This is a genomic window from Prauserella flavalba (genome assembly GCF_003202235.1).
Classification (GTDB): domain Bacteria; phylum Actinomycetota; class Actinomycetes; order Mycobacteriales; family Pseudonocardiaceae; genus Prauserella_A; species Prauserella_A flavalba.
The window spans coordinates 73,186-91,312 of the sequence record NZ_MASU01000017.1; the positions used below are offsets into that span (position 1 = coordinate 73,186).

The window sequence follows — 18,127 nt, forward strand, 5'->3', positions numbered from 1 at the left end:
TCCGTTCATCGGGCGTTCACCCCTCGGTCCGGCTGCGCAGCGCGATGGCGAGCAGGTCGGCTGCGGGGCCGCGCAGCGTCTGCCCTGACGGCCACACGGCGCGCAGCCGCCTGCGCAGGTCGAGGTCGGGGACCGGCACGCGCACGAGCGTTCCGGCGTCCAGCTCGGGCACCACCGCGTGCGCGCTGAGCACCGCGGGGCCGATGCCGCCGATGGCCGCCGCCTTGATCGCGGTGGTGGAGGAGACCTCCAGCAGCGGCGCCGCCAGTTCGGTCTCCCCGCACGCCCGCAGCGCCCACTCCCACGCCTGCCGCGTGCCCGAGCCCGGTTCCCTGCTCACGAGCGGCGTGCCCGCCAGCTCGGCGGCGCGCGGGCGGCGCCTCCGGGACGCCCAGCGGTGACCGGGCGCGACCACGAGCACCAGCTCGTCGGTCGCCACGTCGCTGGCCCGCAGCCCTGGCGGCAGTTCGGGACCCTCGACGAAGCCGAGATCGACGTCGCCCGCGAGCACCTGCGCGGCCACCTCGTGGGAGTTGCCCGAGCTGAGCGCGGTCACCGTGTCCGGATCGGCCGCGCGCAGCGCGATCAGCCAGCGCGGCAGCAGGTACTCGGCGACGGTGAGGCTCGCCGCGATCCGCAGGTGCGTGTGCCGGTCGGCGCGCAGCGCCGCGATCCCGGCCTCCAGGTCGGCGGCCCGCTCCACCGCCGGCAGCGCCCAGCCGGCCACCAGCTCACCCGCCGTCGTCAGCCGCGCCCCGCGCGTGGCCCGTTCGAGCAGGGGCACGCCCACCTGCCGCTCCAGCTGCCGCAGCCGGGCGCTCGCCGCGGGCTGGGAGATGCCGTGTGCCTTCGCCGCGCGGCCGATGCTGCCCAGCTCGGCGACGCTCAGCAGCAGGTCGAAGCTGGTCAGGTCGGTCACCCGGGATGGCAAAGGCATAACCGTAGCCTATGCATCCATCGCGGATCGGGGACTACCAGGGCGGCGCGAGCGGTCGCATCGTGAACGGGTGACGAGCACTCTCCCCGCCCCGGCCCCTGCCCCTCCCAACCCCAGGGCCTCCCGGGTCACGGGCTTCGGACCCAACTGGTTCGCCTCGGTGATGGGCACCGGCATCGTGGCGAACGCCGCGGCGACACTGCCGGCCCAGTTCCCCGGGCTGCGCGCGGCGGCCACCGTCGTCTGGGCGTTCGCGGCACTCGTGCTGCTCGGGCTCACCGCGGCGTGGGGCGTGCTCTGGACCCGGCATCGCGCCGTCGCGCGCGGGTTCGCCCACGACCCCGTGCTCGCCCAGTTCTGGGGCGCCCCGCCGATGGCGCTGATGACCGTCGGCGCCGGGACCCTCCTGCTGGGCCAGGACGTGCTCGGCCTCGGTGCCGCGCTCACGATCGACTGGGTGCTGTGGAGCGCGGGCACCCTGCTCGGCCTCGTCACCACCGTGTGGATCCCCTACCGGATGATGACCACCCACGACGTCACGCCGCAGAGCACGTTCGCGGGCTGGCTGATGCCCGTGGTGCCGCCGATGGTCTCGGCCGCGAACGGCGCGCTGCTCGTCCCGCACCTGCCCGAGGGTGGCGCGCGCACCGCGATGCTGCTCGCCTGCTACGCGATGTTCGGCATCAGCCTGTTCGCCACGCTGTGCCTCGTGCCGCAGGTGTGGCAGCGGCTCGTGCACCACAAGACCGGCGCGGCGGCGACCGTGCCCACCGTGTGGATCGTGCTCGGCCCGCTGGGCCAGTCGGTGACCGCGGCGAACCTGCTCGGCAGCGTGGCCGACAGCGCACTGCCCGCGCCCTACGGTGCGGCGGCGGCCGCGTTCGGCCTGCTCTACGGCGTGCCCACCTGGGGGTTCGCGATGATGTGGCTCGTGCTGGCCGCCGCACTCACCCTGCGCACGGCCCGGGTGGGGCTGCCCTTCGCGCTCACGTGGTGGAGCTTCACGTTCCCGCTCGGCACCGTGGTCACGGGCACGAGCGCGCTCGCCGCCAGGATCCACTCCGGGCTGTTCGGCGTTGTCGCCGTGGCGCTCTACGCGCTGCTGGTGGTGGCGTGGGCGACGGTCGCCGCCCGCACCTCACGCCTCGTGGTCCAGTCGCCAGAACGGTGACACCGGGCCGATCCCCTTGCCGAGCGGGTACGCCTCGGCGACGGACCGCTCGATGAACCGCTTGCCCGCCGACACCGCGTCCGGCACCCCGAGGTCCTTGGCCAGGGACGCCGTGATGGCCGAGGCGAGCGTGTCCCCGCCGCCGTGCGTGTGCTCGACGTCGTGGCGGGGACCCTTCAGCTCGACGTACTGCACGCCGTCGGAGAGCAGGTCCACGCATTCGGGGTTGTCGTACATGTGCCCGCCCTTGACCAGCACCCACTGCGGCCCGAACTCCAGCAATGCGTCCGCCGCCGCGCGCTGGCTCGCGGTGTCGGTCACCTCCACGCCGGTGAGCAGCCGCACCTCGTCGAGGTTCGGCGTCACGAGCGTCGCGCGGGGGAACAGCTCGGTGCGGATCGCCTCGAGCGCCTCCTCCCGCAGCAGCGGGTCGCCGTGCATCGACGCGGCGACGGGGTCCACCACGAACGGTGTCTCCCTGTGCCGTCCGATGTGGACCTCGTCGAGCGTCTCGGCGACGGCGCGGATGATCTCGGCCGTGGCGAGCATGCCGGTCTTCGCGGCGTCCACGCCCATGTCGCCGGCCACCGCCCTGATCTGCGCGGTGACGACATCGACGGGTACCTCGCTGAATCCCTGCACTCCCAGCGAGTTCTGCACGGTGACCGCCGTGATGGCGGTCATCCCGTGCACCCCGCAGGCGAAGAACGTGCGCAGGTCCGCCTGGATGCCGGCACCACCGCCGGAATCGGATCCGGCGATGGTGAGGGCGGTTCTCGGGGTCGCGCTCATGACCTGTCGACCACCGGCAGGTACACCTGGTTGCCGTGCTCGCCGAACTCCTCTGACTTCTCGCGCATGCCCGCCTCGATGGCCTCCACGGAGGACAGTCCGTGTTCCTCGGCGTACTTGCGCACGTCCTGGGTGATGCGCATCGAGCAGAACTTCGGCCCGCACATCGAGCAGAAATGCGCCGTCTTCGCGGGCTCGGCGGGCAGTGTCTCGTCGTGGAACGAGCGAGCGGTGTCCGGGTCGAGCGACAGGTTGAACTGGTCGTGCCAGCGGAACTCGAAGCGGGCCTTGGACAGCTCGTCGTCCCACCGCTGCGCGTAGGGGTGCCCCTTCGCCAGGTCGGCGGCGTGCGCGGCGATCTTGTAGGTGATCACGCCGGTCTTCACGTCGTCGCGGTTGGGCAGGCCCAGGTGTTCCTTCGGCGTGACGTAGCACAGCATCGCGGTGCCGTACCAGCCGATCTGGGCCGCGCCGATGGCGGACGTGATGTGGTCGTAGGCGGGCGCGATATCCGTCGCGAGTGGACCGAGTGTGTAGAACGGTGCCTCGCCGCAGAGCCTCTCCTCCAGCTCCACGTTCTCCTTGATCTTGTGCATCGGCACGTGTCCAGGCCCCTCGATCATCACCTGCACGTCGTGCTCGCGGGCGATGTGGGTCAGCTCGCCGAGGGTCTCCAGCTCCGCGAACTGCGCGCGGTCGTTGGCGTCGGCGATCGAGCCGGGGCGCAGGCCGTCGCCGAGCGAGAACGTGACGTCGTACTCCCGCAGGATCTCGCACAGCTCGGAGAAGTGGGTGTAGAGGAACGACTCCCGGTGGTGTGCGAGGCACCACGCGGCCATGATCGACCCGCCGCGCGACACGATGCCGGTGACGCGGTTGGCCGTGAGCGGCACGTACCGCAGTAGCACGCCCGCGTGCACGGTCATGTAGTCGACACCCTGCTCACACTGCTCGATCACGGTGTCGCGGTAGATCTCCCACGTGAGCTTCTCCGGCTCGCCGTTGACCTTCTCCAGCGCCTGGTAGATCGGCACGGTGCCGACGGGAACGGGCGAGTTGCGCAGGATCCACTCCCGAGTCTCGTGGATCCGCTTGCCGGTGGAGAGGTCCATGATCGTGTCGGCGCCCCAGCGGGTCGCCCACACCATCTTGTCCACCTCCTCCTCGACCGACGACCACACGGCCGAGTTGCCCATGTTGGCGTTGATCTTGACGAGGAAGTTCTTGCCGATGATCATCGGCTCGGACTCCGGATGCCTCCGGTTCACCGGGATCACGGCCCGGCCACTGGCCACTTCGGACCGCACGAACTCGGGCTCGACGCGCTCACGGGCGGCGATGAACTCCATCTCGCGCGTGATAACGCCGGCCTTGGCCCAGCCGAGCTGGGTGCGGTGCTCGCGGCCGTCGATCCAGCCGGAACGCATCGGATGGAGTCCATTGTGGACATCGATGACGGCGTCCGGATCGGTGTAGGGGCCGGAGGTGTCGTAGACGTCGAAGTGCTCACCGTTCGAGAGGTCGATCCGGCGAACGGGAACGCGCAGGCCGGATTCGGTGTGGACGTAGGCCTTGCGGGAACCGGTGATGGGACCCGTGGTGACGGTCGGCTGGACGGCGGCGTTGTTTTCCAGGGTCGTCAAAGAAAGTCACTCCCTACGCTGGCATTACCCAGTCAGGTTCCTGCGGTCGGCGGCGCCGGGTCCACGAAACGGACACCAGCCGCCCTCTCAGCCCGCCAAGGCGCGAGCTCCCGCGATGTTCGGTTGTCCCACCGACCATGCCATGCGGCGAGGCAGACCTCAACCCACAAGTTCGGTCGGTGTGGCGTAGACGTCAACCATCGCGCCGTTGCGCAACACCGTCACCGGCAGCCGCGTGCCGATGACCTCGGCGAAGAGCTGGCGCTGGATGCCCTGCGCGTCGGAGACGGGGGAGCGCGCGACGGTCAGCACGAGGTCACCCGAATGCAGTCCGGCGCGGTCGGCGGGCCCTCCCGCGACCACCTCGACCACGCGCACGCCCGCGGTCTGCCCGGTGCGCTCGGCGACGTCGTCCGGCAGCGGCGCGGGCACCCCCACGACGCCGAGGTAGGCCCTGCGCACCCGGCCCTCCACGAGGAGGGTGTCGATGATGCGCCGGGTGGTGGCGTTGACCGGAACGGCCAGGCCGAGCCCGAACCCGGCTACCGCGGTGTTGACGCCGACCACCCGGCCCGAGGAGTCGGCGAGCGCGCCGCCGGAGTTGCCGGGGTTCAGTGCCGCGTCGGTCTGGATCACGTCCTCGATCACCCGCGCGGTCCTGCCCTGGCGGACCGGGAGGGCGCGGCCGAGCGCGCTCACCACTCCGGCCGTCACCGAACCCGAGAAGCCGAGCGGGCTGCCGATGGCCACCACGAGCTGGCCCACGACGAGCCGGTCGGCGTCCCCGAGCTCGGCGGGATCGGGAGCCGGCCCGCGCACGCGCAGCACGGCGAGGTCCGAGAGCGGGTCGGCGCCGACGACCCGGAAGTCGGCCTCTGTGCCGTCGGTGAAAGTCGCCGTCCCGCGCTGGTCGCCGCCGACGACGTGCGCGTTGGTGAGCAGGTAACCCACGTCGAACACGACCGCGGAACCGCCGCCGCGCGCGAGCCGCACGCTCGCGACGTGCGGGGTCACCGTGCGGGCCACGGCGCTCACGGTGCGGGAGTAGGCGTCGAGCGCTTCGGCATCGGACACCGCGACCACCGCCTTCGATTACACCGTTACACACTCGATTGTGCGCTCGGTTCGCGGCGGCGTGCCCTCCGTTCGCCGTGGGCGAATCAGTCCTCCGTAGCGGGCTCGGGCAGCCAGCTGTTGCCGGGAACACCCCACTTGTTCGCCTTGAGCATCTTCTTCGCGGCGCGTGCGTGACGGCCCACCAGCCGGTCGAGGTAGATGTAGCCGTCGAGGTGGTCGGTCTCGTGCTGCAGGCAGCGCGCGAAGTAGCCCGTGCCCTCGACCTCGATCGGGTTGCCCTCCAGGTCGAAGCCGGTGACCTTGGCCCACTTCGCCCGGCCCGTCGGGTACGACTCGCCGGGCGCCGAGAGGCAGCCCTCCCAGTCGTCGTCAGGGTCAGGCATGGTCTCCGGAATCTCGGAGGTCTCGAGCTTGGGGTTGACCACCAGCCCCTTGTGCCGGACGCCCTCGTCGTCGGGGCAGTCGTACACGAAGATCCGCAGGTCGACGCCGATCTGGTTGGCGGCGAGCCCCACGCCCTCGGCCGCGTACATCGTCTCGAACATGTCCTCGGCGAGCGTGGCCAGTTCGGCGTCGAACTTCTCCACCTCGCGGGTGGGCGTGTGCAGGACGGGGTCGCCGGCGATGCGGATGGCGTGGATGGTCACGACTCAATTGAACACAGCGGCGCGGAGCGTCTCCGTGGGGGGTGGTGGCCGGGCGACGGGCCGGTCGGACCCGCGATCCGGAACCGGGACGCGCCGGGCATGGTACGGGCGCGAGTCCTGACCGCGTGATCTAATGGCGCAGCGGAACGACAGCCGTGTGATTTCGCCGAGATTGCGAGGAGCCAGATGGACGCCGCGGAGTCGATGGCCAAGAACGGCCAGCCGTCCCCGCCCGCGCCGGCCGGTGAACCTGCGGAGGGACTGTCGCAGCGCGAGCAGGAGGTGCTCGCGTTCGAACGTCAGTGGTGGAAGTACGCCGGGGCGAAGGAACAGGCGATCCGCGAGCTGTTCGGCATGTCGCCGACCCGCTACTACCAGATTCTGAACCGGCTCATCGACAAGCAGGAAGCCATGCGCGCGGACCCGATGCTGGTCAAGCGACTGCGGAAGACGCGCGCCGCGAGGCAGCGCACCCGCGCGGCACGGCGGTTGGGGATTGAACTGCCATGAGCATCTTCGACGGGCTGTCCAGGCCGATGCGCGCGGCAGGCCTCGGGTTGCTCGCGGTCGCACTGGTCGCGGCCCTCGTCGGCGGCATCACGCTGCTGACCGGCAACGGCGAGTCCGACGAGACCGCGCAGCCGACCACCTCGCGGGCGCAGCCGTCGCCGACGGGCGGCAACGGCACCTCGCGCCCGGAGCCGACGTCGGGCCAGGCTTCGCCCTCGACCACGACGGGCCAGCCCTCCGCGCCGGGGTCGGCCACCTCGCGGCCCGGCGACACCCCGGCCCCCGGTGGCAACGGTGACGGCGACCAGGGCGACGGCGACGGTACCGATGGCGGCCAGAGCGGCGACGACCAGCAGGCAGGCGTCCAGCAGTCGGTGGGCGTGCGCGTCTACAACAACAGCAACATCAAGGGGCTCGCCTCCGAGGCGGCCGACGACTTCCGCGCGCAGGGCTGGAACGTCGTGCAGGTGGCGAACTACCCCTCGGGCATCATCCCCACCAGCACCGCCTACTACCGCCCTGGCACCGGCGAGGAAGAGGCGGCGCGTGCGCTGGCCGCCGCGTTCGGGCTCCGCGTGGAACCCCGCTTCGACGGCATCAAGGACTCGAGCGCCGGCGTGATCGTGATAGTGACCATGGACTACCAGGGCGCCAGCAAGGGCAAGTAGCCGCGAGTCGTGCACTCCTGCTCGCGAGTCGTGCGTTCCCGACGCCGAGTCGTGCACTCCTGCTAGCGAGTCGTGCGTTCGCGTGCCACGCTGCCCGTCTTGGCGACCGGCCCACCTGCGCGAGTGCACAACTCGCGGTCCTGGGCGTACGACTCGCGGTCGTGAGTGCACGACTCGCGAGTGGGTCAGCGGTTTCGGTTCGCGTAGGCCTCGAGGGTGGCCAGCTGAGCCGGGTCCAGTGAGGGGCGCACGGCGTCGCGGGCCTTCGCCAGATGGGTGGCCGTGACCTCGGCGGCTTCCAGTGACTCGCGCATCGCGCTGAGGGCGGCCTCCCTGATCAGGGCGGCGCAGTCGGCCGCGGAGTAGCCGTCCAGGCTCGCGGCCAGGTCGTCGATATCCACATCGGACGCCAGCGGGGTGTTGCGTGCGCTCGAGCGCAGGATCGCCGCGCGCGCCTCGGTGTCCGGCGGCGGCACGTAGATGAGCCGCTCCAGCCGTCCCGGCCGCAGTAGCGCGGGATCCACCAGCTCGGGCCGGTTGGTGGCGCCCAGCACCACGACGTCGCGCAGCGGCTCCACACCGTCGAGCTCGGTCAGCAGCGCGGCGACGACCCGGTCGGACACCCCGGAGTCGCTCGACTGCCCCCGCCGCGGGGCGAACGCGTCGACCTCGTCCAGGAAGATCAGCGACGGCGCCGCCTCGGCGGCCCGCCGGAACAGCTCCCGCACGGCCCGCTCCGACTCGCCGACCCACTTGTCCATCAGCTCGGCGCCCTTGACCGCGAACACGTTCAGCGCGCCGGTGCCCGCGAGCGCCCGCACGAGGAACGTCTTGCCGTTACCGGGCGGCCCGTAGAGGAGCACGCCACGCGGCGGGGCGACACCGAGCCGGGAGAACGAGTCCGGGTAACGCAGCGGCCACAGCACCGCCTCGGTCAGCGACTGCTTCACCTCGGTCATGTCGCCCACGTCGTCGAGGGTCAGCCCGCCCGTCGCCAGGGTGTCCGAAGTGGACATCGAGATCGGGCGGACGGACTCCAGCGCGTCCAGCAGGTCCTGCTCGGCTATCCGCGGTTCTGTGTCGTCGTCGCGATGCCGAAGCGCGGCCCGCAACGCGGCGTCCCTGCGCAGCGCGATGAGGTCGGCGGCAACGAACCCGGGCGTGCGCTCGGCGATAACCCCGAAGTCGACACCGGGCTCCACGGGCGTGTCCCGCAGCAGGATCCGCAGCAGCTCGGTGCGTACCTGCGCGTCGGGCAGGCCGATCATCAGCTCCCGGTCGAGCAGGTCGACGCCGCGTAGCCGAGGGTCGACGGACTCGGAGTGCGCGGTGGTGGCGACCAGCGCGAACCCGTTCCTGCCGAGCGCGGCACGCAGGCGGTCGAGGATCACCGTAGCCACGGGCGGCGGCTGCTGAGCGGGCAGCAGCGCGTCGATGTCGGTCACCAGCAGTACTCCGGCGCCGTCGCCGGACATCGTGGCCTCGACGGCCTGTGCGACGCGGTTCAGCGCCGCGTCTGGCTCCAGCACGGCCACCGTCGGCGCGGCCAGGCACACGACCCTGACCTGCTCCGTGTGCGCGACCGAGCGGACGAGCGTGGCCTTGCCGACGCCCTCGGGCCCCGACAGCAGCACGCCGAGCCTGCCGGACGTGCCGAGCTTGGCCAGCAGGTCGGGCCGGTGAAAGGCCAGGTCGATCCACTCGCCGAGCCGTCGCGCCACGGCGCCCTGGCCCGCGAGATCGGCGATCGGAGGGGGCGGATCCTCGGTGTCCTCCACGACGATCTCGGCGGGCGCAGGAACCGGGGTGACGGCGGTAGGAGCCTCCGCGGGAGCGGAAGGCGCCGGGGCCGCTCCGCGCCAGCCGACCACTGTGGACTGTCCGACCGCGACGGGGCCGGAAGGCTCCGTGGCCGTGACGGTCAGCAGTTCGGTGGTCCAGGAGGCGCCGATCGCGCGGGAGAGCTGCCCCCGCACCGCCGAGACGTCGGAGCCGGGCGGCGGCGCGAGGTCCTGCGGCAGCAGCGACACGGCGTCGCCCACCGTGAGCACCTTGCCGATCAGCGCGAGCCGCAGCGTGCCCGGGTTGAGCGACATGCTCGCGAGACGGGATCCCGAGACGGTGACCGTGCGGGCCACCGTGACGTCACACGGCGCCACCACGACCTCGGTGCCTTCGGTGACGCCCAGGTTGGCCATCGTGACGTCGTCGACGAGCACCACGCCCGGTGCGCTCTCGCCCGTCGCCGGTGCGGCGAGAGCGGCGCTGACCCTCGCCCCGGTGAGGCGGACGGCGTCCCAGGCCCGCAGCCCCAGTGCGTCGAGCACCTCTGGGTGGAGGCGGACGACCCCGCGGCGGGTGTCGAGCGCGGACGGGGTGTGCCGGACGGTGAGTGCGAGCTGCGGCGACGTCACATCGCCCACCTTAGAGGCGTGAGGTCACTCGCCGCGCTGGCGCAGCCCGATCCGCCGCCAGTTGCGGCGGCGGGGTCCGCGGCCGGCGGCGTCCGGCCCGTAGACCCTCGGCACGTGGGGCGGCGGCGTCGGAGGCGTCCGCGGGCGCAGGACCGCTCGCCGTGCCGCACCGGCGACCCGGCGGAACTGCGGCCTGCGCAGGCCGAGCCGCCGCTGGCTGCGGGCCCTGCGGATGGCGCGGCGCTCGCGCGGCGGGACGTCCCACGCCTCGGGGTGATTGGCCAGCCAGTGGTAGCGGCGGACCGAGTAGGGAATGTGTGCCAGGTACAGCAGCAACGCGCTCGCCAGCGCGATCAGCGGGTACTGGATGATCGCGGCCGCGAGCAGGCCGACGCCGACGAGCAGCGGCGCCACCGCCTTGGCCGGGGCGCGCAGCTTCTTGAGCGACAGCGTCGGGATGCGGCTGATCAGCAGTCCCGCCACGGCGACGGTCCACATCCAGACCACGCCCTCCGACGACCACCAGCTCTCGCCGAACTCCAGGGTCAGGATCACCGGCATCAGGGCGAGCAGCCCGCCTGCCGGTGCCGGTACGCCGACGAAGAACTCGTTCGCGTACGGCGGCTGCTCGGTGTCGTCGAGCAGGGTGTTGAACCGCGCGAGCCGCAGCACCATGCACACGGCGAAGATCAGTGTCGCGACCCAGCCCAACCGGCTCGACTCCGGTAGCCAGACGTAGAGCACGAGCGCGGGCGCGACGCCGAACGAGATCGCGTCGGAGAGCGAGTCGAGCTCGGCTCCCATCTTGGAGGTCGCGTCGAGCAGCCGGGCGATCCGGCCGTCGAGGCTGTCGAGCACGGCGGCGACCCCGATGGCCCCGATCGCCAGCACGTAGTCGCCGACGAGTGCGAACTGCACGGATGACAGGCCCGCACAGAGCGCGAGCACGGTGATCGCGTTGGGCAGCAACCGAACGCCGGGCGTGGCCATCGCTCAGCCCCTCCCGGACGGGAACTCGGCGATCGGCGTCTCCCCGCCGATGGTGCGCTGGCCCTTGCCGACCAGCACGCGGCTGCCCGGCGGCAGGTAGGTGTCCACCCGCGAGCCGAACCGGATGATGCCGTAGGTCGAGCCTGCGGCGACCTGGTCGCCCTCGCCGACCTGGCAGACGATGCGCCGCGCCACGAGGCCGGCGATCTGGACGACGACGAGCTCGTGGCCGTCGTCGGTGCGCAGCAGCACCGAGTTGCGCTCGTTCTCGTCGCTGGCCTTGTCGAGGTCGGCGGAGAGGAACTTGCCGGGCCGGTAGGCGACCCGCTCGACCTTGCCGGTCGCGGGCGCGCGCTGGACGTGCACGTCGAAGACCGAGAGGAACACGCTCACCCGCATTCTCGGCTCGTCGGGCAGGCCCAGCTCGGCGGGCGGGACGGCCTCCTCGATGAGGGACACGAGGCCGTCGGCCGCCGCGAGCACGAGGCCGTCGCGAGCGGGGGGAACCCGGCGCGGCTCGCGGAAGAACGCCGCCGTCGCGAGGGTGCCGAGGCCGGCGAGCAGGCCCAGGCGCTTGGAGACCTTGCGCAGGGCGAGCGTGGCGACGGCGCCACCGAGTACGAAGGGCCTGCCCGCCGGGTGCATGGGCGGCAGGGTCTCGCGGGCGAGCTGCAGGGCGTGGCCGAGGGTGTGGCCCTGCGCCTCGCGGTCCGGCGATGCGTGTGAGGTGCTCACGAATTTCTTCTTTTCCGCTGCTCAGACGGCCTGCGCCCGCGGGAGTGCGTGCTGCGGGCCGGAGCGGCTCATTCCGGTCGAAGTTCCCATATCGTCCGTTGGGACTGCCATGCACCACGCTACGCCAAGGTCAAGAGCTGGACGGGCCGGGTGGCGTGCGCCCCCCGACGCCGTACGCCACCCGGCCACGGATGGCCGATCCTAAGCCCTGGAGGCCAGCCAAGATAACCCCGCGTGCGGTAAACGTTACAAACCGTCGCCGTGGTGAGGGAGTTCCCGACCGCTCAGAGCAGGAGGACGTCCACCTCTTCGCCCTCGGCCACCTCCGTGACGTCCTCCGGCAGCACGATGAGGCAGTTGGCCTGCGTGAACGAGGCCAGCAGGTGCGAACCCGGGCCGCCCCTCGGCCCCACGACACCGGTGACCTGACCCTCACTGTGGGTGTAGTAGCCGCGACGGAACTGCCGCTTGCCCTTGGGCGACTCCAGCGACTCGGTGAGGTTCGCCCGCACGTGCTGCCGGTCGACGCCGGTGTGCCCCAGCGAGGCGAGCAGCGCGGGCCGCAGGAACGCCTCGAAGGACACGAGCACGCTCACGGGGTTCCCCGGCAGTGTCACCACCGGGACCCCGTTCCACCGTCCGCAGCCCTGCGGCCCGCCTGGCTGCATGGCGACCTTCGAGAACTCCACGCCCGCCCCGGCCAGCGCATCCTTGACCACCTCGTACGCCCCCGCACTCACACCGCCCGAGGTCACCACGAGGTCGGCGTCCGCGAGCCTCGGTTCGATGGCGGCGCGGAACTGCTCGACGTCGTCGGCCACGCTGCGCACCGACTCCACGCGGGCACCGAGCGCCTTCAGCGCGGCCACGAGCATCACGCTGTTGGACTCGTAGATCTGGCCGTGGCGCAGCGGCTCCGGCGGCAGCACCAGCTCGGTGCCGGTGGAGACCACGAGGACCCTCGGCGGGGCGTGCACGGCCAGCCGGTCCATGCCCACGGCGGACGCGAGCCCCAGCTGTGCGGGGCCGAGCACGGTGCCCGCCGTGAGCGCGACCGTGCCGGCGGCGACATCCTCGCCCGTGCGCCGGATGTGGGCACCGGGTGCCGCGTCCGCGAAGATCCTGACCTCGCCGGTGCCGCCATCGGTGCGCTCGACGATCACGACGCTGTCGGCGCCCGTCGGCATCGGCGCGCCCGTCATGATCCGGTCCACCGTGCCCGGCAGCAGGGGTGGCACGTCGGTGCGCCCGGCGGGGATGTCCTCGCTGACCGGCAGCGTGACGGGCGAGTCATCGGTGGCGCCCGCGACGTCCACCGAGCGGACCGCGTAACCGTCCATGGCGGAGTTGTCGAAGGGCGGCAGCGAGACCTTCGCGCGCACGTCCTCGGCCAGCACCAGGCCGGCGCAGTCGGCGAGCGGGAGTTCCACGGCGGGCCGCGTGCCGAGCAGCTCGGTCACGGTGGCGCGGTGTTCGTCGACGGAGATCACGCGGACCATCCTCCCCCGGTTCGGCCCCCGTGCAAGACTCTCCCCGCCGAGGAGAGCAACAGGGGAGGATTCATGCAGGTACAGCTCCGGCACCAGCCGTCGTTCGCCGTCGCCAGGCTCGTGCTGGCTCCGGGGGAACCCGCGCAGGTCGAGTCGGGCGCGATGGCCGCGACCAGCTACGGCGTGCACGTCCAGTCGCAGGCGCAGGGCGGGGTCATGAAGGGGCTGGGCCGCGCGTTCCTCGCGGGCGAGTCGCTGTTCATCTCCACCTACACCGCCCCGCAGAACGGGGGCTGGGTCGACGTCGCGGCGCACCTGCCCGGCGACATCCAGGTGATCAACCTGGACGGGCGTACCGGCTGGTGCGTGACCAGGGGGTCGTGGCTCGCCTCCTCCTACGGCGTGCAGACCGAGACCAAGTGGGGCGGATTCGGCAAGCTCTTCGGCGGCGAGGGCGGGTTCCTGACGCACGCCACCGGCCAGGGCCAGCTCCTCGTCGCCTGCTACGGCGCGATGGACGTGGTCAACCTGCAGCCGGGCGAGATGATCACGATCGACTCGGGGCACGTCGTCGCCTACGCCGAAACCGTGCAGTCGCAGTTGCGCAAGGTCTCCTCTGGTCTGGTCCAGACGCTGAAGAGCGGCGAGGGCTTCGTGTTCGACTTCGCCGGGCCGGGGCAGATCCTGACCCAGACGCGCAATCCCTCAGCACTCGCCGCGTGGGTGGTCGCGCAGGTGCCTTCGCGGTAGCCGGACATGCAGGTGCACACGCGGCACACGCCGGCCTTCGGAGTGGCCAGGATCGTGCTGTCGCAAGGAGAAGCTGTCCAGGCCGACGCCGAAACGCTGCTCGCGAACAGCTTCGGCGTCACCGAGACGCGCCCAGGACGCAAGGGTCCCTCCATCTTCACCGCTCCGGCGGGCGGAGGGTGGCTCGACCTGGCACCGGGCCACGCCGGCGACATCTACCCGCTGGAGTTCAGCGGGCGGAGCGGCTGGTCGGTGGCCCTGGACAAGGTGCTCGCCCGGCCCGCGACGGTCAAACGCGACCAGCCGTGGCCCGCATTGCAGGCGCTCTTCGGCGGCGACACCGGATTCCTGGAGCATTTCAGCGGAACCGGCCAGCTCGTGCTGGCGTGCAAGGGCCCGGTCGACGCGCTGACCCTGGAGGCGGGCGAGGTGATCACGGTGCGCCCGGCGTATCTCGTCGCCTACCCCGACGCGATCCAGGTGCGGTTGCGCGCAGTGGACCCGGCGGCTCAGCAGTCGGTGCGAACCGGTGAAGGTCTAGCGCTGGACTTCGCCGGTCCGGGAACCGTTCTCGTCCAGGCGCGGAAGTAACGGCCGCCGGTCGTCGTAGTTACCGCAAATTGACCATTGCCGAGCGCTGTTAATCCGGTAGCGTGATCCAGGCTTGGAACGGGGGCAGGCGGGACTGCACCGTTTTGGTTTGGTACAAGGAGGACGCCGTGGCTGTCGGCACGGTCAAATGGTTCAACGCGGAAAAGGGCTACGGGTTCATCGAGTCCCCTGAGGGGCCCGATGTGTTCGTACACTACTCCGCCATTCAGGCGGACGGATTCCGGACCCTCGACGAGGGCGACCGGGTGGAGTTCGAGATCACGGCAGGCCGCGACGGTCGCAGCCAGGCCGCTGACGTCCGAAAGGTCTAGTAGGCGGGACCACCGCGTACCTGAACTACCGACACTTCGCGCTACACCTGGGGCGTGGGCGTTAGGCTGCGCCCTGTGACAGGCGATGTGTCGGGGGACCTCACCGGTCGGCGGCTGGGCAACTACCGCATCGACGGTGTGCTGGGTCGTGGCGGCATGAGCGTGATGTACAAGGCCACGGATGTGCGTCTGGGGCGCAAGGTGGCCTTGAAGGTGATCGGGGAACACCTCGGTGCCGACGCGGAGTTCCGCGAGCGCTTCGTCGACGAGGCACGCAACACCTCGGCGATCGATCACGCGAACATCGTGCCGCTGTACGACTTCGGTGAGCTCGACGGGATGCTCTACATCGCCATGCGGCTGGTCGACGGTTCCGACCTGGCCAGCCTCATCGGCGGCGCTCCGATGAAGCCGGAGCGCGCCATCGGGCTGCTCGACCAGGTGGCCGACGCGCTCGACACGCTGCACGGCCGCGGGCTGGTGCACCTCGACGTCAAGCCCGCGAACGTACTCGTGACGAGCCGCGAGTCGGCGCGCGAGCACGTCTACGTCGCCGACTTCGGGCTGACCAGGCGCGGCGCGACCGGGCACCGGACGCGCGGTGGCGACTTCCTGGGCTCGCCCACCTACGCCGCCCCGGAGCACCTGCGCGGCGAGCCGCTCGACGGGCGCACCGACCAGTACGCCCTCGCGTGCATGCTCTACGCGTGCCTCGCCGGGAAGCCGCCCTTCCAGGGCGACGTGCAGACGGTGATCAAGGGGCATCTCAACGGCGACCCGCCGCCGCTGTCGCGCATGGTCCCCTCGCTGCCCGCCGTCGTGGACGAGGTCGTCCGCAAGGGCATGGCCAAGAACCCCGGCGACCGCTACGCCACCTGCGTCGAGCTGATCTCGGCCGCGCGTGACGCGCTCAAGCCGGACCCGGCGATGTCGGCTCCGCGACCGGGCAGGCATCCTGTCGCGGTCGCCCAACACGGAGAGGGGGGCCCGGTGCATCCCTACGGTCAGCAGCCGGGACAGCAGCCAAGTCAGCCCGGACAGCCCGGACAGCATGGGCAACCCGGACAGCAGCCGCCACCGCAGCAACAGGGCTTCGGCCAGCAGCCGCCCCCGCCGCCCGGCTACGGCCAGCCGCAGGGTCCGCCGCCTCAGTACGGCGCCGCCGGACAGGGCATGGGCATGCCCCCACAGGGGCCGCCGCCCGGCTACGGCCCGCCTCCCCAGGGTGGGTTCCCGCCGCCGCAGAAGAAGGGCGGCAAGGCGTGGATCGGCTGGGTTATCGCGGCCGTCGTCGTGATCGGCGCGGCCGTCGCGGCGATCATCATCTTCACCAGCGGTGACGAAGAGGGCGAGGGCAACACCAACCGGCCCGCCGAGCCGACGGGCAACTCGCAGGCACCCGAGATCCCCGTCGGCCCCGGTTCGCAGGGCAACGAGCCCACGTCGACCGGCAGCGACGACACCGGCGGAAACAACCCGCCTCCGACCTCGATCCCGGTGGTTCCCGGCACGGGCGGGTGAGCGTGTTTCTTGCACTCTCCCCCTGAGAGTGCTAAACACGGAATTGGCACTCGGCACCGTCGAGTGCTAGGTGGTCGGCCGAGGGCCGGCCGCCTGAAGGTCGGGACGGTGAGGCCACGTTCGGGGGATCCCGGACTGGTCGTCCGTCGCGGGCACCGAGCCTGGCCGAGGACGTGTCCGATTACCGGAGGACCACACCGCAATGGCCAAACTGATTGCGTTCGACGAGGACGCCCGCCGCGGTCTCGAACGCGGCCTGAACACCCTCGCCGAGGCCGTCAAGGTGACGCTTGGCCCCCGTGGCCGCAACGTCGTGCTCGAGAAGAAGTGGGGCGCGCCGACCATCACCAACGACGGTGTCTCCATCGCCAAGGAGATCGAGCTCGAGGACCCGTGGGAGAAGATCGGGGCCGAGCTCGTCAAGGAAGTCGCCAAGAAGACCGACGACGTCGCGGGTGACGGCACCACCACCGCCACCGTGCTCGCCCAGGCCCTCGTCAAGGAAGGCCTGCGCAACGTCGCGGCCGGCGCCGACCCGATCGCCCTCAAGCGGGGCATCGAGCAGGCCGTCGAGGCCGTGACCGAGCAGCTGCACAAGGCCGCCAAGGAGGTCGAGACCAAGGAGCAGATCGCTGCTACCGCCTCGATCTCGGCCGCCGACCGCACCATCGGTGAGCTCATCGCCGAGGCGCTGGACAAGGTCGGCAAGGAAGGCGTCGTCACCGTCGAGGAGTCGAACACCTTCGGCCTCGAGCTCGAGCTCACCGAGGGTATGCGCTTCGACAAGGGCTACATCTCGGGCTACTTCGTGACCGACGCCGAGCGTCAGGAAGCAGTTCTCGAGGACCCGTACGTCCTGCTGTTCGGTTCGAAGATCTCGAACGTCAAGGACATGCTGCCGGTGCTCGAGAAGGTCATGCAGTCGGGCAAGCCGCTGCTGATCATCGCCGAGGACGTCGAGGGCGAGGCCCTCGCGACGCTGGTCGTCAACAAGATCCGCGGCACGTTCAAGTCGGTCGCCGTCAAGGCCCCCGGCTTCGGTGACCGCCGCAAGGCGATGCTGCAGGACATGGCCATCCTCACCGGTGGCCAGGTCATCAGCGAGGACGTCGGCCTCAAGCTCGAGAACGCCGACATCTCCCTGCTGGGCAAGGCCCGCAAGGTCGTCGTGACCAAGGACGAGACCACCATCGTCGAGGGCGCGGGCGACGCTGACCAGATCCAGGGCCGGGTCAACCAGATCCGCGCCGAGATCGAGAACAGCGACTCGGACTACGACCGGGAGAAGCTGCAGGAGCGTCTCGCCAAGCTCGCCGGTGGTGTCGCGGTCATCAAGGCCGGCGCCGCCACGGAGGTGGAGCTCAAGGAGCGCAAGCACCGCATCGAGGACGCGGTGCGCAACGCCAAGGCCGCCGTCGAGGAGGGCATCGTCGCCGGTGGTGGCGTGGCTCTGCTGCAGGCTGCCGAGGCCGCCTTCGCCGGCCTGAAGCTCAAGGGCGACGAGGCGACCGGCGCGAACATCGTCAAGATCGCCGTCGAGGCTCCGCTCAAGCAGATCGCCATCAACAGCGGTCTCGAGGGTGGCGTCGTGGTGGAGAAGGTCAAGTCCCTCCCGCAGGGCCACGGCCTCAACGCCGCGACCGGCGAGTACGAGGACCTGCTCGCGGCCGGCGTGCCCGACCCGACGAAGGTCACGCGCTCGGCGCTGCAGAACGCCGCCTCCATCGCCGGCCTGTTCCTGACCACCGAAGCCGTGGTCGCGGACAAGCCGGAGAAGGAGAAGGCCCCGGCCGGTGACCCGACCGGTGGCATGGGCGGCATGGACTTCTGAGTCCAACCCCCTTTCTCGATCCCCGAGG

At 71.2% G+C, this 18,127-nt stretch carries 17 protein-coding genes; 8 read left to right on the forward strand and 9 right to left on the reverse strand.

Annotation, left to right across the window (positions count from 1 at the left end; translation table 11 throughout):
* Positions 1–16: 16 nt before the first annotated feature.
* Positions 17–937, reverse strand: coding sequence for a LysR family transcriptional regulator (locus BA062_RS33905; protein ID WP_168214170.1), 921 nt, complete (start codon positions 935–937; stop codon positions 17–19).
* Positions 938–1,007: 70 nt separating this feature from the next.
* Here BA062_RS33905 and BA062_RS33910 point away from each other — a divergent pair, with 70 nt between their 5' ends.
* Positions 1,008–2,108, forward strand: a complete 1,101-nt coding sequence (locus BA062_RS33910; RefSeq protein ID WP_245960141.1) for a TDT family transporter — start codon at positions 1,008–1,010, stop codon at positions 2,106–2,108.
* Here the strand turns inward: BA062_RS33910 and thiD are convergent.
* The 4 genes from thiD to BA062_RS33930 form a co-directional block, all read right to left on the reverse strand.
* Entirely contained in the window at positions 2,076–2,900 is an 825-nt protein-coding gene (gene thiD, locus BA062_RS33915; RefSeq protein WP_110343224.1) for a bifunctional hydroxymethylpyrimidine kinase/phosphomethylpyrimidine kinase, read from the reverse strand. The two genes, BA062_RS33910 and thiD, sit on opposite strands and share 33 nt — an antisense overlap.
* Entirely contained in the window at positions 2,897–4,543 is a 1,647-nt protein-coding gene (gene thiC, locus BA062_RS33920) for a phosphomethylpyrimidine synthase ThiC (protein ID WP_110343225.1), read from the reverse strand. Before thiC ends, thiD begins: the two co-directional genes overlap by 4 nt.
* A 159-nt stretch (positions 4,544–4,702) precedes the next feature.
* The gene (locus tag BA062_RS33925; protein ID WP_110343322.1) at positions 4,703–5,617 is read right to left on the reverse strand and encodes a S1C family serine protease; all 915 of its coding nucleotides are present in this window, start codon (positions 5,615–5,617) and stop codon (positions 4,703–4,705) included.
* 86 nt (positions 5,618–5,703) lie between these two features.
* Positions 5,704–6,267: a peptide deformylase gene (locus tag BA062_RS33930; RefSeq protein ID WP_110343226.1), complete on the reverse strand. Its 564-nt coding sequence runs from the start codon at positions 6,265–6,267 to the stop codon at positions 5,704–5,706.
* Positions 6,268–6,453: 186 nt separating this feature from the next.
* On the opposite strand from BA062_RS33930, the gene BA062_RS33935 reads away from it, so the two are divergent.
* The gene (locus BA062_RS33935) at positions 6,454–6,777 is read left to right on the forward strand and encodes a DUF3263 domain-containing protein (RefSeq protein WP_110343227.1); all 324 of its coding nucleotides are present in this window, start codon (positions 6,454–6,456) and stop codon (positions 6,775–6,777) included.
* Complete coding sequence (locus BA062_RS33940; RefSeq protein WP_110343228.1) at positions 6,774–7,445, forward strand: LytR C-terminal domain-containing protein; 672 nt, start codon at positions 6,774–6,776, stop codon at positions 7,443–7,445. Before BA062_RS33935 ends, BA062_RS33940 begins: the two co-directional genes overlap by 4 nt.
* A gap of 185 nt (positions 7,446–7,630) precedes the next feature.
* Here the strand turns inward: BA062_RS33940 and BA062_RS33945 are convergent, their stop codons facing one another.
* The 4 genes from BA062_RS33945 to moeA form a co-directional block, all read right to left on the reverse strand.
* A complete protein-coding gene (locus tag BA062_RS33945) occupies positions 7,631–9,859 on the reverse strand; it encodes an AAA family ATPase (protein ID WP_110343229.1) in 2,229 nt (742 codons plus the stop codon).
* A gap of 24 nt (positions 9,860–9,883) precedes the next feature.
* Entirely contained in the window at positions 9,884–10,849 is a 966-nt protein-coding gene (gene pssA / locus BA062_RS33950; protein WP_110343230.1) for a CDP-diacylglycerol--serine O-phosphatidyltransferase, read from the reverse strand.
* Between the two features lie 3 nt (positions 10,850–10,852).
* On the reverse strand, positions 10,853–11,584 hold the full coding sequence (locus BA062_RS33955) for a phosphatidylserine decarboxylase (RefSeq protein WP_110343231.1): 732 nt from the start codon (positions 11,582–11,584) through the stop codon (positions 10,853–10,855).
* Positions 11,585–11,868: 284 nt separating this feature from the next.
* Positions 11,869–13,074 carry a molybdopterin molybdotransferase MoeA gene (moeA, locus tag BA062_RS33960; RefSeq protein ID WP_110343323.1) on the reverse strand — a complete coding sequence of 402 codons (1,206 nt, stop codon included), beginning with the start codon at positions 13,072–13,074 and terminating at the stop codon, positions 11,869–11,871.
* Positions 13,075–13,146: 72 nt separating this feature from the next.
* Here moeA and BA062_RS33965 point away from each other — a divergent pair, with 72 nt between their 5' ends.
* The 5 genes from BA062_RS33965 to groL all read left to right on the forward strand — a co-directional run bounded on the left by BA062_RS33965 (position 13,147) and on the right by groL (position 18,099).
* Positions 13,147–13,824 carry a TIGR00266 family protein gene (locus tag BA062_RS33965; RefSeq protein ID WP_110343232.1) on the forward strand — a complete coding sequence of 226 codons (678 nt, stop codon included), beginning with the start codon at positions 13,147–13,149 and terminating at the stop codon, positions 13,822–13,824.
* A gap of 6 nt (positions 13,825–13,830) precedes the next feature.
* The gene (locus BA062_RS33970; protein WP_110343233.1) at positions 13,831–14,415 is read left to right on the forward strand and encodes an AIM24 family protein; all 585 of its coding nucleotides are present in this window, start codon (positions 13,831–13,833) and stop codon (positions 14,413–14,415) included.
* Positions 14,416–14,543: 128 nt separating this feature from the next.
* Complete coding sequence (locus BA062_RS33975; protein WP_110343324.1) at positions 14,544–14,747, forward strand: cold-shock protein; 204 nt, start codon at positions 14,544–14,546, stop codon at positions 14,745–14,747.
* Positions 14,748–14,822: 75 nt separating this feature from the next.
* Complete coding sequence (locus BA062_RS33980; protein ID WP_110343234.1) at positions 14,823–16,268, forward strand: serine/threonine-protein kinase; 1,446 nt, start codon at positions 14,823–14,825, stop codon at positions 16,266–16,268.
* Between the two features lie 202 nt (positions 16,269–16,470).
* Complete coding sequence (gene groL, locus BA062_RS33985) at positions 16,471–18,099, forward strand: chaperonin GroEL (RefSeq protein WP_110343235.1); 1,629 nt, start codon at positions 16,471–16,473, stop codon at positions 18,097–18,099.
* Positions 18,100–18,127 lie beyond the last annotated feature (28 nt).